Origin of the sequence: Pseudarcicella hirudinis (assembly GCF_900115665.1) — a bacterium.
Taxonomy (GTDB): domain Bacteria; phylum Bacteroidota; class Bacteroidia; order Cytophagales; family Spirosomataceae; genus Pseudarcicella; species Pseudarcicella hirudinis.
In genome coordinates this window covers 236,047-250,681 of sequence record NZ_FOXH01000004.1, presented here as the reverse complement: position 1 = coordinate 250,681, position 14,635 = coordinate 236,047, and the positions used below count along the sequence as shown (strand labels likewise).

The 14,635-nt window shown below is 40.6% G+C and carries 13 protein-coding genes; 6 read left to right on the top strand and 7 right to left on the bottom strand.

The annotated features are described in order from the left end of the window. Window positions 1-9: 9 nt before the first annotated feature. The 6 genes from BM179_RS09125 to BM179_RS09105 form a co-directional block, all read right to left on the bottom strand. A complete protein-coding gene (locus tag BM179_RS09125; RefSeq protein WP_092015608.1) occupies window positions 10-855 on the bottom strand; it encodes a heme-binding protein in 846 nt (281 codons plus the stop codon). A gap of 128 nt (window positions 856-983) precedes the next feature. Then, window positions 984-2,564, bottom strand: a complete 1,581-nt coding sequence (locus BM179_RS09120; protein WP_092015605.1) for a flavin monoamine oxidase family protein — start codon at window positions 2,562-2,564, stop codon at window positions 984-986. 42 nt (window positions 2,565-2,606) lie between these two features. Continuing rightward, complete coding sequence (locus BM179_RS09115; RefSeq protein WP_092015602.1) at window positions 2,607-4,559, bottom strand: thiamine pyrophosphate-binding protein; 1,953 nt, start codon at window positions 4,557-4,559, stop codon at window positions 2,607-2,609. 170 nt (window positions 4,560-4,729) lie between these two features. Further along, the gene (locus BM179_RS25565) at window positions 4,730-4,897 is read right to left on the bottom strand and encodes a hypothetical protein (RefSeq protein ID WP_218159192.1); all 168 of its coding nucleotides are present in this window, start codon (window positions 4,895-4,897) and stop codon (window positions 4,730-4,732) included. 341 nt (window positions 4,898-5,238) lie between these two features. After that, on the bottom strand, window positions 5,239-5,823 hold the full coding sequence (locus tag BM179_RS09110; protein WP_092015599.1) for a DUF4202 domain-containing protein: 585 nt from the start codon (window positions 5,821-5,823) through the stop codon (window positions 5,239-5,241). Between the two features lie 60 nt (window positions 5,824-5,883). Next, window positions 5,884-6,111, bottom strand: coding sequence for a hypothetical protein (locus tag BM179_RS09105; RefSeq protein ID WP_092015597.1), 228 nt, complete (start codon window positions 6,109-6,111; stop codon window positions 5,884-5,886). A 58-nt stretch (window positions 6,112-6,169) separates the two neighbouring features. Between BM179_RS09105 and BM179_RS09100 the strand changes: the two genes are divergently transcribed. After that, on the top strand, window positions 6,170-6,469 hold the full coding sequence (locus tag BM179_RS09100; protein WP_092015594.1) for a hypothetical protein: 300 nt from the start codon (window positions 6,170-6,172) through the stop codon (window positions 6,467-6,469). On the opposite strand, the gene BM179_RS09095 is transcribed toward BM179_RS09100, so the two are convergent. Next, entirely contained in the window at window positions 6,466-7,329 is an 864-nt protein-coding gene (locus BM179_RS09095) for an NAD(P)H-binding protein (protein WP_092015591.1), read from the bottom strand. The genes BM179_RS09100 and BM179_RS09095 overlap by 4 nt on opposite strands. 372 nt (window positions 7,330-7,701) lie before the next feature. On the opposite strand from BM179_RS09095, the gene BM179_RS09085 reads away from it, so the two are divergent. The 5 genes from BM179_RS09085 (at window position 7,702) to BM179_RS09065 (ending at window position 14,422) form a co-directional block, all read left to right on the top strand. Then, window positions 7,702-8,190 (top strand): (2Fe-2S)-binding protein, encoded by a 489-nt coding sequence (locus BM179_RS09085; RefSeq protein WP_092015585.1) that lies wholly within the window; start codon window positions 7,702-7,704, stop codon window positions 8,188-8,190. Between the two features lie 57 nt (window positions 8,191-8,247). After that, on the top strand, window positions 8,248-10,431 hold the full coding sequence (locus tag BM179_RS09080) for a xanthine dehydrogenase family protein molybdopterin-binding subunit (protein ID WP_092015582.1): 2,184 nt from the start codon (window positions 8,248-8,250) through the stop codon (window positions 10,429-10,431). Window positions 10,432-10,493: 62 nt separating this feature from the next. Beyond that, a complete protein-coding gene (locus tag BM179_RS09075; RefSeq protein ID WP_092015579.1) occupies window positions 10,494-12,671 on the top strand; it encodes a xanthine dehydrogenase family protein molybdopterin-binding subunit in 2,178 nt (725 codons plus the stop codon). 7 nt (window positions 12,672-12,678) lie between these two features. Continuing rightward, entirely contained in the window at window positions 12,679-13,248 is a 570-nt protein-coding gene (locus tag BM179_RS09070) for a nucleotidyltransferase family protein (RefSeq protein WP_092015576.1), read from the top strand. 373 nt (window positions 13,249-13,621) lie between these two features. Then, window positions 13,622-14,422 carry a response regulator transcription factor gene (locus BM179_RS09065; protein WP_218159191.1) on the top strand — a complete coding sequence of 267 codons (801 nt, stop codon included), beginning with the start codon at window positions 13,622-13,624 and terminating at the stop codon, window positions 14,420-14,422. Window positions 14,423-14,635 lie beyond the last annotated feature (213 nt).

Genomic DNA, 14,635 nt, shown 5'->3' with positions numbered 1-14,635 from the left:
AATCTTAACTTATTTTTTCACCAACGTATTGATATTCACGTGAGGCCATTCTATCAATTTAGAAGGGTCTTGAAATTGCGGAATAAATTCAATAATTGTGTTTTGAGAATATTGTAATTGCTGGAACGTTTGTCCGGTTGCAGGATTCTGCACCGTTTCGATCCAGAATGTTGCTTCAAAAAGTGTGGTATTGGCATTTTTAGTGATAAAAGGGATATTTGAAATACCTCCCTGATTTGCTGTACTGACAGAAAGAGTTGTAGTTTTAATAATCTTCTGATCTTTAATGTCATCTAACAGTGTTGCATTCGGATTGACTTTATTAAAACCAGCCGGAAGCGGAACCAGATATGGGTCCGTATAACCAAGCGGAGCACCTCCTCCTGTAATTGGTAAAGTGCTGATCGCACCGATATTCGGAGGCCCTTCAGTTACATATGACGAACCGAGTGCTAAAACAGAATCTCCATGAGGTACCGAAGCCTGTCTGGCAATAGTGAACTCACTCGGGCAATCCGGTAATAATAACCAGGTGCCATTTTCGGCGTGTAATAAACTTCCGTCGTTTAAATCATTGATAGTCAGGCTGTACATTAAAGTAGGCACTTCCTGGATAATACTTGTACCTCTGTTTGGGGTAGGAGTACTTAAAGGAGTGATGATTAATGTTTCAATGTAAGGAGCAACGAGTAAGCGGAAACCGCCTTTCTGGTTAGGAACAGCTATCAGATTCCAGCCTTTGGCACCAACCCAGGTTCCAATCAGGCCTTCGAGAGGACCGAATAAAGAATTAGTTTCCTGGGCGGAGCCACCCAGACGTAGGGTTTTTGGCGCATCATTTGTTGTAGTTAACATGGTTTGTGAGTGTTTTTAAGGGTTAAATATTTAGAAGAATAGGGTAGTTAAGATAGAATTAAGACTTTAATTTTATATCTCCCCGGCCTTCAACATAAATTTCAGACCAGGGAGTGGTTGTCATGGTTTTAAAATTTTGAAAGCATAATGTCAGCTGTCTGAAGTGCACCTTCTACCCAGCCCTGCGCATCGGAATAAGCTTCTCCACAGATAAAAAGTCTGAGACCGTCGGTAGGATGAGTAATTTTGTCTTTTACTTCCCAGCTTTTTACGCCGATATTCCAGCTATTCCAGCCTCCTCCGAATGGATCCTGGCCCCAGTCGCGGAATGCAGCATTTTTAACAACCGGTGTATGGCTTAATCCGTGCATCAATTGTAATTGTCTGGCTACTTCTGCTACCATTGGTGCCGGAGCCTTGTATTCATACCAGTCCAGTTTCGGATCAGCTTTTGTGATTTCTCCTTCAAAGGCATTTGCGATTTCAGGAAGTGTTTCTCCTTTTTTCCAGGCAGAAGTTCTTTGCGGGCGAAGACCATCCCAGAAACCGATGTTATTGCCATCGTCATAACTGGCTAATAGCATAGATTCTCCGGAAGTGGCAGGCGAACCATCATTTTTAGGCCAGTAATAAGTTTGTCTTACAGGAAGATCCGTTACACTTCTGCCTGACTGTACCGGAACAAATGTCCCTGTTGCGTCTGTATAACCAGCCGATAACCACCAGGGATTACCATAAGTTGTAAACAGTTTGAATAAAGGACGTGGCGTTACACTTTTAATCAATGACTGAATATTCTGAAGATCAGGACAATCCGGTGCCAATAAGTCAAGAGAGCGGCGAGGCATGGCCAGAATAATAGATTCTGCTTCAACGGTGTAACCGTCAAATGCTAAATGGAATTTTCCATTATTGCTTGTAAAACCGTTTAACTTGGCATTTAGCTTGATTTCGCCACCTTCTTTTACGAAGAACTCAGCCAGTGTTTTAGGTACCTGCTGGAATCCTTTTTTGAAACCTTTATATTCAGGCGTAATACCAAAATCGGTTAAAAACCATGGAATAGCATCTGCAGCATTCCAGTTGGCTAAAGTGGAGTCATAGCCGCCTGCGTCAAGACCAAATTGATAAGCCTCACCACTGATAACCCGGTAAAGAACGTTCCAGAAACCTTGTTTGTAGAGCGGCTGTCCTGCGAAACTGGCTTCTCTGGCCATGGCTCTTCTTTCCTCTTCCGTTAATTTAGGATTGGTAATACCCGGAACAAGCTGTTCAATTGCATTGACGATAACAGTCCCAGGAGAATCTCCTTTTTCCAGAAATGCCAGCTTATACGGAACTTTGTCAGGATGAGTAGTAAAATCAGCAAGTCTCAGATAAACGCCTCTCAGATAAGCGATATTCTGAGGTTCATCAACCGGAAAATCATATAATTCAATCTGATCACTTTGAGGCAACTGGGCATTAAGTTCCTTAATAAGAGCTACAATCAGAGGTTGGGCGTTTTCCAGAATACGCATACCCCCAAGCTCCGCCACCATATTCGGGATGTTCGGAGGAGTGACAGAAAGGAGTCTTCCGCCAATATGATTTCCTCCTTCAAATACTACGATTTTTTTAGAAGGATACTTTTTTTTCAGTTTCCAGGCGCTGTATACTCCTGAAACGCCACCGCCTACAATGGCGATATCAATGGTTTGGTTTTTCATAGTTTTTGATTCTTTTAGAAAGTTTTCGTGGGATGTGTTAAATCAGAATAAAGAAGGTACGTTTGCAGGAATATTATTCTCCGCTGATTTTCTGGCACCTGCCACATGAGTCTGTTCATGGAAAATATCCAGACTAGGTTGCTCCAGGTACTTTTTATACAATTGATCCTCGGCTTCTTCTTTGGTGGCAGGAGGAGGAGTATCCTGAGCTGTTCTCATGTCAAGAATGTAAGAGGTTTTATTGGTAATGACATGTTGAACTCCTCTGAAAACAGCCTCTTTTACGGAAGCAGGATCTTTTACTACTTCTCCGTTTTCTCCTCCGAAAGCTTTTGCCAAAGACACAAAATCGAATTTCGGACGGTTAATTCTCAGATATTCAGGATCAGTTGTTGCGGGCTGCCATTCGTAGCCGGGAGCAGAACCGTATGCCGCAATTACCTGTTGCAGACCTACTTGCAGGGTATGATATTCCCGGTTATTGGTAATGATATAAAGAACTGCCAGGTTTTGATGAGCCGCTGTCCAGTAGGTTTGCGGGTAGAAAAGTGAAGATCCGTCACCTACGGCATTCACGACCAATGTAGTTTCAATGCCCTGACTGCCCTGTGGTTCCAGTTTTATGCCCAGTGAAGCCGGCATTGACCACCCCAGCGAACCACCGGCCACGCAGTAATAACTGATTGGTTTGGAACTATGCGTGCCAAACGGCAGCAGATACTGAAACGGCGCTCCATCAGATACGGCCTCATGAACGTACACAAATTTATTGGCCAGCCCTTTTTCTTCTATGGCTTCACGAAGTGCATCAGCAATAAGTACCGCCCAGATTTCTTTTTGATGTAAAGCTTTCTCTTTATAGACTGCCCATTGCTTTTTTCGCTGTAAATCGAGCGCTTCCAAATGCTTGTTTCTTGCATCAGCTCCTTCAGAGCCGTGCGACTTAACAATGGCATTAATAAGCGGTAAAGTAGCTTTGATGTCTCCTAAAACGGCAGATTCTCCATAAGAATTCTTACCAATGTCCCAGGTATTATTGGTCAGATAAATCTGTTTAACATGATCTGGAATCAAAGGTCCGTCGGAATATTTGAAAACCGCAAGTTGTGCCTGAGCTCCGAAACCAACCAGAAAAGCTACATCATGTCCGTCGAATACCTGTCTGATTGAAGCCTGCACTCCGGGCAATTCTCCCTGCCAGTGAATATCATTGTTCGGATAATTCGCTACACTGCTGAATGTCTGTAAAGAAACCGGCGCACCAATCAATTGTGCCAGTTCCTGTACTTCAGACCAGGCATCAGCATAACCTACAGCATCACCCGCAACGATAATCGGATTTTTAGCCTGAGCAAGCAATAAAGCTGTTTGTCTGATCGACTCAGGATCTCCTGTAAAATGTGATGAAATTCTGGTAATGCCTTTCATGTGCGCATCATCAGGAATTCTCACCATCGTAAATTCCCAGGGAATAGAGATAAATACAGGCCCGTTTGGCGGAGCCATCGCTTCTTTAAAAGCACGTTGTAATACCAATGGGATTTCGGCCGGAGTTCTTACTTCATGCGCCCATTTGGTATATTGTTTGGCCAGATCAACAAGATTGGAAGCCAGAAGAGGTTCCTGTGTAACAAGTTCATTCTGCTGCTGGCAGCAAAGAATTACAAGTGGTGTTTGTGAACGACAGGCATTGAACAGGTTACCGATGGTATGAGCGATCCCCGGCGTAACGTGTACAACAAGAACTCCCGGTTTTCCGGTCATTCTGGCGGAGCCCATTGCTGCTCCGATAGCAATGTTTTCATGAAGACATTCGATATATCTTACCTTGTTTTCAGGGTAAGAGGTACCATCAATGATCGGAATTTCATTTGTTCCGGGAACACCGAAAATATAATGTATACCGAGGTCTTTGAGGACATCGAAAACATAATCGCGGGTCCATCTTTTGGTAGGAATACCAGGTCTTTGGGGGTGGTTGACAGTTGTTTCCATCAGATTTTCATTGTTAAGAGATTATTTCATAACATATAGCTGTATCATTGTGCAGAACGGTTTACAGGAAAAGTATGGACACAAAAATCCACGGGAAAATTTGAATAAATTCCGGTTACGACAATGATTTATGGGTTATTTGATGGGGAATGCGGGTGTTTCAGCAAGGCTTATGTGTGATGCCTTAAACAAAGTCCGGAAGTGATCCGGTTTTCTGAAAAAACGCTTATCTGATGATTCTGTAAGGATGAGGAGTTTAACGGATTATGGTTAATAATCGTTTGGGAAAATACATTAATTGCTTCTTTAAAAAGCAGGCTGGTGTGGTTAGTTTTCATTTTGTTATAAAGGTTTTATTGTAGAATAATTTAAATAAATCTATAGAATAGGGCAGAGGAAAAACGGAAACCGGCTGTTAAAACAGACAAATTTCGGATAAAACTTACTGGCAATGAATTTTCGTCGGTAAATGAATATTTTCTGCAAATGTAATGTAAAAATATTGTAATAAAATACTTGTAATATCTAATTTTAAATAAAATATTTTTTCATGGTTTGAACCTGCCTGCAGGGTTGATGAAGCCTGTGGCATGAAGGGAAATTACAGGATTTAAAAAAGACTTCCGGACAGTGATTTTTATCCGGAAGCCAATGAATTGGTTTTATTTCAAAACGAGTTTTACCCTGGATTCAGGGCTTTTACAATCAGACTTTTGCCTTTTTCACTGTAGTTTAAGGTAAAGGCTGATTCCCGTCCGGGATCACTCATTTTTGCCCAGGTTTTTTGAAGAATATCAATCACTTTTTCATCCTCATGTTTTGAGATAAAATCCTCATATTGATGTTCCAGAAAGACCAGACATAAAGCATTTTCCATACACTGGACTTCGGTATTGGTTTTAATCTGTCTTTTCAGAATAATTTGCTTTACCTTTTCGATGGTATCAGTATCATAACCAACATTCTGAAGAATTTCAGCAGCTTTTTCAGCATGAAATTTTCCCAGCTCCGTTCTCCATTTCAGGTAACCGTTTTTACCTTCAGGATATGCCGTTCTTAAAATCTGCCACCTTCCGATATGCTGGCTTCTGGAAGCGAGAAGCAGGGGTTCACTTGCCTGAGGATCAAGCTTCAATACCCAGTGATGAAGACGCAAAGCGTAAAAATATTCAGAAGGGAACGTTTTTCCATCATAAACCAAATGATGCGGGTCCTGCTGATTCCAGGCATCAAATTGTTCAAAAGCGGTAAGTAATTTATTCATGTTATGCTTTGACTTAATATGCGGGTGATGACTGTAAAATAGAAGATACTTCGTTATAAATCAAAATTTACGGCTATGAAATTTATTCTGAAAGACTCTTACTGTGGCTTGCTTCTTTGCCTGAAATTTGGTTTTATTGACAGTATTTTCCAGATTTGAGAAAGGAATATTTAATCCGGCATCCAACATGCTGAAGGATGTGAGTTCCTGATAAAGGGAAATATAAATGAGCTTTTTCCGTTGTTCCAGAAACAATATCCTGATATTGTAAAGCTGGAAAATTTCCATGAATTTTATAAAACCAGATTAACCCTGATCTTTTATCATCATTGAATCCTGAATTTTAATGAGAAATTTTAAATTACTTATTGCTGTTACTCTTCTTGTAATGAGCCAGTTAATCTCCGGATGCTGGGCCAGACGCTGCCCTGAAAAGACTTGTCGGGTAAGAACCGAACATCGTCACGACGGAGGTGTTTTTCGACCGAGGGCTGCTTTTTCGTGGGTGACTGTAAAAAAACACTGGCCCTGGCAGTCGTTTGGAAACGGGAAAAAATATAATGGTAAAAAAGATAAGAAATCAGGTAAAACCAAGTTCAAATATCTTCTTCCGGGAGAACGGGTAGATTTTGAGAAGAAAAACTAACCGTTTTTCTTAAGCTCTTCCAGATAAGTTTCCAAAGAAGTTTCGCCAATCGGGGGAGCAAGGACATCTTTTCTGAAAACGGCAGTATAAAATGCCAGTTTATCATAAAGATTCCGGTCAAACCATCTGACTATCGGTAAAAACCCTGACATGAGCCAGAAAGGAATACAAATACTGAAGTTTCTTTTGTTATTGTTTTTATTGATTAACTGATTGATTTTCAATCTGGTGTAAATATATTTCCCTCCGGCTTTAATGAGTGGGACATCAGTATGAATGGCATTGATAACGACCATTGCCAGGTCTTTTTCGGAAATAGGATTTGTTTGTTGCTGACCATTTCCCAAAACACTGAATAGCAGTCCCTTTTTTGACAAAATCACCAGATCATGAAAGGCTGAAAATATAGCAGGAGGCTGTATAATTGTATATTTTAATCCTGAATTTCTTAAAGCTTCTGAAAAGGATTCATGCGCTTTAAAATATGTTAATTCAGGATATAATTCTGCGCCAAGGGCGGAAATATAAATAAATTTTTTTACCGGAAGTTTTGCAGCAGACAAAAGGATTTTCAGGTTGATTTTCAAGTCAATATCTTCAAAACCCGGTTTACTGAAATCAAAAAGACTTACACTTTTTCCCAAAGCAGAAATAATTACATCAATATTGGAAACAGCGCAGGATAGAGCAGCTTCATCGTTGAAATCAAGCATGATTTTTTCATCAGCCTTTTCATCAATTTCCGGAATAGAGATGTTGCTCCTTACCACAATTCTTAGCCAATATCCTTCTTTTTTGAGAGCCTGACAGATCATTTTACCCAGATTACCGCTTGCTCCGAATACCAGTATTTTTTGCATGAATTTTTCCGGTTTTTAATAATTGATATGTTGATTTTCAGTAATAAGTCTTTCAGGAGCGCCGGAATCTCAGCAGATACTTCAGTTATCAATAAAGACTCCGGTATCACTTAAGAAAAGCAAGGAAATACCTTTGCAATCGGGCATTTGTCAGGGAAAAGTTAATATAGCGGTTTCCGGTAATAAATACCGTGTTTTTAATACCTGATCCGACAGAATTGTTTAAAGAAAGAATCTGAAATATCGGTTGTTTTAGGTACAAATAATAAAAAAAAGAAAAAGTAATCAGCAAAAAGTTTTATTTTTATTGTGAAAATCATGCATCAATCAAATCTCAGACATTTTTTGAGGTTTCTGTAAAACTATAAAATCATGGCAAAATATTCCTTATCAATTAACGGCAAAAAGTTCAGTATTGAGGCAGAACCTGATACCCCGCTTTTATGGGTAATCAGAGATTATGTTGGTCTCAAAGGAACGAAGTTTGGCTGTGGGATGGCACTTTGCGGAGCTTGTACCGTACACCTCGATGGTGAGCCGATCCGTTCCTGCTCCACTCCGGTTTCAACGCTCAAAGCAGCTAACAGGATTACGACGATTGAAGGTATTTCTGCTAACACTGACCACGCTATTCAGAAAGCATGGATTGAAGCGCAGGTGCCTCAGTGTGGTTATTGTCAGTCCGGACAAATTATGTCTGCGGTAGCTTTATTGAAAAGTAATCCTAATCCTAATGATGAGGATATAGACGCTGCGATGTCAGGAAATATTTGTCGTTGCGGAACGTATCCGAGAATACGGAAAGCGATACACAGAGCTGCTGACTTAATTAAGGAAAGTGGAAATACAACCGGAAAATAAGCCGGACGCTGCGTTCATTATTTTTCTGCGTAAACAAACGTTCAAATCTTTCTTCAAATGTCTTTCGAAACCAATCATACCTCCCGAAGAGATTTTTTGAAAATTTCCGGGAAAACATCAGCTTTACTGGCCATAGGGTTTTCCCTGCCAATTGCCGGAAAAGCAGAAGAAATCAAGAAACTGGATACCTCTGCTCTTTCAATGGGATTGGAGCTGAATCCATATATCCTCATCAGTGACGAGGGAAAAATCACCTTGTTTAATGCCCGTCCTGACATGGGACAGGGAACGTATCAGTCTCTCCCTCTATTATTGGCTGAGGAACTGGAAGTTACCCTGGATCAGGTAGAAATAAGAAATACAGATGGTCAGGGGAAATATGGCTCCCAGCTTTCCGGCGGATCTTCTTCCATTCGTACACGCTGGATGCCTATGCGTAAGGCGGGAGCAGCGGTAAAAGAAATGCTGATCAAAGCAGCTGCTAAGAAATGGAATGTTTCTGAAGCCGAATGTTATGCCGAGAAAGCTAAAGTTTTCCATAAACCTTCCGGTAAATCTTATACCTATGGAGAACTGGTAGAGGAAGCTTCAAAACTGGAAGTTCCCAAAGATCCGAAAATTAAAGATCCGAAGGATTTTAAATTGTTGGGAAAATCAGTTCCGAGACCGGAAATTCCTTCTAAAGTAAACGGAACCGCTGTTTTTGGCATAGATTCAAATGTTCCGGGTATGCTGTTTGTGAGTATCGAGCGTTCTCCGACAATTCTGGGAAAAGTAATCAGTTTTGATGGTTCGGAAGCTCTCAGGATTAAAGGAGTAAAGCACGTTATCAAAACAGAGCGAAAAATGCCTCACCGTGCTGTAGAGGCTGTAGCGGTAGTTGCTGATACCTATTGGGCAGCTTTAAAAGGACGAAGAGCTCTGAAAATCAAATGGGATGCAGAAGGTTCGGATAAGATTTCAACCGATAAATATTTTGAGAATCTCAGAGAACTGGCCAAAACAGAGGGTTTTGAGTATAAAGATGATAAAGCAGGAGATTTTGCCAAAGCATTCGGAGAGTCTGCCAAAAAGGTAGAAGCACAATATGAAACTCCGTTTCTAGCCCATGCACCACTTGAACCTGAAAATGCAACCGTTTGGGTTCAGGGAGATAAAGTTGAAATCTGGGCGCCTATTCAGGGGCCGGACGGTCTCATTCCGCAAGTGGCAGGTTATCTCAATATCAAACCTGAAAATGTAAAAATCAATGTTCCTTTTATGGGTGGAGCTTTCGGCAGAAAGGCTTATAATGATTACGTAATGGAAGCCTGTCATGTTTCAAAACAGATTAAAGCTCCGGTTAAGGTAATCTGGACCCGTGAAGATGATATGACTCAGGGACCGTTTCGTCCGGGAATGCTTAACGCTTTTCAGGGAGCATTTGATGCAAAAGGTGCTTTAACAGCTTATAATCATAAAATTGTCGGCGGGTCAATCCAGCATCAGGTTTTTGGAAATCCTTTGAAAAATGTTCCGGATGATTGGGCAGGAGAAGGCTCAGGATTGGGAGACAGCCCTTATGAAATTCCAAACAGAAGACAATCTTTCCATTTAGCGGAAACTGATATTCCGATTGTCTGGTGGCGTTCGGTATATGCTTCAACCAATGCTTTTGGCCATGAGAGCTTTATCGATGAACTTGCCCATTCGGCAGGAATGGATCCTTTGGCTTTCAGACTGAATTTACTGGCAGATTCGCCAAGGTTCAGCAGGGTGTTGCAAAAACTTGCCCAAAAATCTGATTATCACCAGAAACTTCCTGAAAACAAAGCAATCGGTATTGCGATTGCCCGTTCTTTTGCTACCATTGCAGCACATGCAGTAACTGTTTCAAAACAGGGAGATGGTGTGAAAATTGAAAAAGTGGTTTCTGTAATAGATTGTGGTATGACGGTAAATCCCGATAACATTAAAGCCCAGACCGAAGGCAATATTGTAATGGGGATTACTGCGGCAATTAAGAATGGAATTACCATCAAAGAAGGGAAAACCGAACAGACTAATTTCCATGAATACAATGTGCTGAGAATGACTGAAATACCGGCTATTGAAATTTATGTTGTAGATAATATGGAAGCTCCGGGTGGAGTGGGAGAACCAGGTTTACCACCGATTGCTCCGGCGCTTTGCAATGCAATTTTCAACCTTACCGGGAAGAGAATAAGAACCTTGCCATTTGATATCGATAAGATTGTCTGATCGGTCTGAACGAATTTTGAAAGTCTGAATGAAATCAGGACAGCTATTGAATTTTAAAATAAATGCAAAAGACATTAAATATAGATCGTCGTAACTTCCTGAAATATTCGGGGCTTACAGGTACGGCTCTTATTCTGGGTTTCTCTTCGTCTGAGGCAATTCCGAACAGAGAAGTATTAAATCTAAGCAGAATAGCTGAATCGTTTGAACTGACCCCTTTCGTAATTATCGAAAAGTCGGGACAAATTACGATTATGAACAGCAAGCCTGAAATGGGTCAGGGAACATTCCAGTCAATTCCTTCACTTATTGCGGAAGAATTGGAAGTGCCTCTCAATAAGGTGATTATAAAACAAACTTCAGGAGAAAAACAGTTCGGTGCACAAACTGCCGGAGGAAGCTCTTCCGTAAGAGGAAGTTATGCTAATCTCCGTAAAACCGGAGCTTCAGCCAGAGAAATGCTGATCAAAGCTGCCAGTCAGCAATGGTCGGTTCCTGTAGAGGAATGTTATGCAGAAGATGTAAAAGTCTTTCATAAACCATCCGGAAGGAGTTTTTCTTATGGTGAATTGGTAGAAACAGCTTCCAGACTGGAAGTGCCTAAGAATCCTGCCCTGAAAGATCCTAAAGATTTTAAAATTTTAGGAAAACCAGTCCAAAGACCGGATATTCCTCTCAAAGTAAGCGGGGAAGCGGTATTTGGAATGGATGCAGAAGTGCAGGGAATGGTATATGCTTCTGTAGAAAGATGTCCGGTTTTTGGTGGAAAAATCAGGAAAATAGACGATTCTCTGACCTTAAAAGTAAAAGGTGTCAAACAAGTTGTAAAAGCTCAGAGAACACTCGGAAAAAATACCTATGAAGTAGTCGCGGTTATTGCTGAAAACTATTGGGCTGCCCTTAAAGGCCGTAAAGCGCTGAAAGTGGAATGGGATTATCAGGGATTTGATCAGTTCAATACCCTGGATTATGAGAAAAATCTGAGAGAACTGGCAAAAACCGAAGGATTGGTGGATCACAATGCAGGGGATTTCGAAGGAACTTTTGCACAGGCACCTTTGAAACTGGAAGCATTTTATGAAACCCCGATACTTTCTCATTCTCCGATGGAGCCTATGAACTGTCTGGCGCAATGGAAAGAAGGAGATCAGGTTGAAATATGGGTTTCTTCTCAGGGACCGGATTCGGTAAAACGTTCTGTGGCAGAGGCTTTTGGTATTCCTCAGGAGAATGTTAAAGTGAATATTTTCTTTAACGGAGGAGGTTTTGGCAGAAGATTGTATCAGGATTTTGCTACCGAAGCAACCAGCATTGCTAAAGCAGTCGGTGTTGGAAAACCGGTGAAAGTTATCTGGACGCGTGAAGATGATACTCAGCAAGGACCTTTTCGCCCTATGACATTTTCAGCACTTAAAGCAGGACTTTCTTCTGATGGAAAGGCTATTGCATTTCAGCATAAGGTGATTGCCCCTTCTATCGGTGCCACGATGAACAAGTCTTATGACAGAACAAAGTCTGATGGAACCATGACAGAGGGCATCAGCGAACAGCAATATGAAATTCCGAATGTAAAAAACCTTTTTGTACTATCGGAAACGCATATCCCTATGGCCGCCTGGAGAGCCGTAACGAGTACAACCCTCGCATTTTCGCATGAGTGCTTTCTGGATGAAATGGCCGTAAAAGCCGGCAAAAATAGTTTTGATTTCAGAATGGAGCTTTTGAATAAAGAGTCTGATACGAAAAGAGTGCTGACAAAACTGAGAGAAGTTTCTGGTTGGGATAAACCTCTTCCGAAAGGATGGGGAAGGGGAATAGCTCAATGGGAATTTTTTGCCGGATTGGCCGGACAGGTCGTTGAGGTTTCCAAACGAAAAGATGGCTCGATAAAAATTGAAAAAGTATATGCGGTAATAGATCTGGGTACTGTGGTCAATCCTGATAATACTAAAGCTCAGGTAGAAGGAGCGATTACAATGGCAATCGGAGCAGCAACCAAAGATGGTATTACTTTTGAAAAAGGGATGGTTCAGCAATCTAACTTTCATGATAACAGAATGGTCAGAATTTCTGAAATGCCAAAAGTGGAAGTTCATATTCTTGCAGAAGGCGGTACGAAAATAAAAGGGGTAGGTGAGCCGGGTTTACCTCCGTTGGCTCCTGCTTTGGCAAATGCCATATTTAATGCCACAGGCGTAAGAATCAGAAGATTACCTTTTGATCTTGATAAAATTGTCTAAAACCGCTATGAATCTTTCAGTATTGATTTTAGCGGCAGGAAATTCCAGTCGTTTGGGGCAGCCCAAACAACTGGTTTTTTTCAGAGAACAGACATTAATAGAGCAGGTTTGCCGGACGGCTTTACAGATTTCCGGAAAAGTGCTGGTGGTTTCAGGTGCAAATGCAGTAGCAATAGAACCCATAATTCGGAATACAGGGGTAGAAATTCTTCATAATCCGGGCTGGGAAGAGGGAATGGGAAGCTCAATCAGAAAAGGAGTTGCAGCGCTGGCTCCTGAATCAGATGCTATTTTGATTTTATTGACAGATCAGCCTTTTTTGCAGCTTCGGACATTAGAGGAAATGGTAAACATTTACCAAAATTCTGAAAAACAGATTGTGGCCTGTGAATATGGCGGAAAACCGGGTGTCCCGATGTTGTTCAGTAAAAGAATCTTCCCTGATTTACTGACTCTTCAGGGAGATAAAGGAGCGAAAGCCTTTCTTCATAAATACCAGAAAAGTATAGCATTTGTTCCCTTTCCTGAGGGAATCATAGACATAGACCAGCCTTCTGACTTAGACAATTTGTCTTGAAAATCAGTAAATTATAGAGACAAATCAGCAAATCCTTTCTTTTTTATAACTCCCGTATTTTTTGAAATGAAGAAATAGATAACCGGGAAAAGAAATACATCACCGGAGGCCTGTTTTCTGACGGATATGTAAAAATATTTGGGTCAGGGTCTATTTTTTAACAAAAAATAATCTATTTTTCATCGGATTTTGTTTACATTTCAAATACTAAAGCACTACTTTTAAAGGTGTAAACTTCGGGGTTGTTTTTAATGGATTTCCGGAAGTTACTGATTAGCCTGGAGAAATAGATTGACGGGAATTGCAACAATATATATAAGTATTACCTCTTTTAAGAAATCATTTTAGATAATTAACCTATTCCTTAAAAATTATGGAAACTACTCAAAACCTTCTTGAAACCCTGTTGAGGAATTGTTTAGAGGTAGTAAGCGAAATTTCAGGACCAGCTTCTGAAATGTCTGCTGAAAATTATCTGAAACAAATGGGTTTCTTTTCGAAAGATGCGCATTGCCAGAATATGGTATTTGGTATTTTAGATATGAAAAGCCTTTCTTACCGTTACATTGCCAATACGGAACTGGCTTTGGGTATTGCTTCTGATGAATTTCTGGAAAAAGGATTCAGTACTTATTTCAGATCTATGGTGAAAGATAAATCGAATATAACAGTAGTTCCTTCCCTTCTGAAATTCCTGATAGATTCTGTTAATCTGGCCCCGCTTGAAATCAGGAAGGATTTTATCGCATATGCTTTTGGTATGCAGCATATGCACCCGAGCGGAAAGCCTTTCACTACGCTTGCCCAGCTTTTCGGTCTGGAATTTGATGAACATGATTATCCGAGTCTCTGCTTTTTCATTGTTCAGGATGTATCTCATCTTGTTAAAAATATTCAGCAGATCTGGGGCAGAATCAGCTTTAATACGAATGAATTTGTGACGACTTTCTCATCTAAGGAAACCGGAAAGCCAAAAGCAGATATTTTCTCTGAAAGAGAAACTGATGTGCTGAAATTGCTGCTGAAAGGACAGGAGTCCAAACAAATTGCTGAAAAATTATTTATCAGCTCAAATACGGTAGATAACCACCGTAAAAATATGATCAGGAAACTTGATGCCAGAGATACCACTGCTTTGGTTCAGTTATCCAAGCTGCTGGGAATCCTGAAATAGTTAAACACACAGATTTCATGAGATTGCCTTTCTTTTTTTTCAGATAAATTCCTTTTTTGAGGTTTTCGGCCTTATTTGACACCAGTTTAGGAGAGAGATTCGACAATTTTTAAAAAATGTCAAAACTAAAAGAGTAAATCTTTCTACCTTTGCAAAATCAATGAGAAATTAGCCATTAACAACCTGCAATGCATTTTCAAAACAGCCTTTGCT